A 589-nucleotide genomic window follows, 5' to 3' on the forward strand; every position below is an offset into this window, starting at 1 on the left:
TCTGCTCAACATGTCAATGAACATTGCTTCTCATTTGAAGCGAAGTGGAGAGCGATGAATTATAAACATCAGCACCCCAATTTTTAATTAAACCCCATTTGAGTTTAGATGAAGTGGAGGATAACGGATTCGAACCGTTGACCCCCTGCGTGCAAGGCAGGTGCTCTAGCCAGCTGAGCTAATCCCCCAATATGTCAATTTATATTTTTGTGAATTCGAACCGCTGACTCTCCCGACCAAAGTCGGGATGCTCTAGCCAGCTGAGCTAATCCCCCAATATGTCAATTTATATTTTGTGAATTCGAACCTCTGACTCTCCCGATCAAAGTCGGGATGATCTAGCCAGCTGAACTAATCCCCTCAATATTTTAATTTATAAATACTTAGATTCAAACCGGAATTTTTCTAATCTCAATTATTATCGAGGTAATTCACGGTAGTTTTAATCAAAAGTGGGCCTGCGTGGACTCGAACCACGGACCTCTACATTATCAGTGTAGCGCTCTAACCACCTGAGCTACAGGCCCTACAATAAAATGGCTCAACAAAACAACACTATCAAAGAGTCTTCCAGAAAGGAGGTGTTCCA

Annotated in this window: 2 tRNA genes; both read right to left on the bottom strand. The window is 42.3% G+C overall.

From position 1 onward, the window contains the following. Positions 1 to 114: 114 nt before the first annotated feature. Positions 115 to 188, bottom strand: a tRNA-Ala gene (locus tag A33Q_RS00425). A 265-nt stretch (positions 189 to 453) separates the two neighbouring features. Then, a tRNA-Ile gene (locus A33Q_RS00430) sits at positions 454 to 527 on the bottom strand. Between the last annotated feature and the right edge of the window lie 62 nt (positions 528 to 589).

The sequence above is a fragment of the Indibacter alkaliphilus LW1 genome (assembly GCF_000295935.2).
Lineage (GTDB): Bacteria > Bacteroidota > Bacteroidia > Cytophagales > Cyclobacteriaceae > Indibacter > Indibacter alkaliphilus.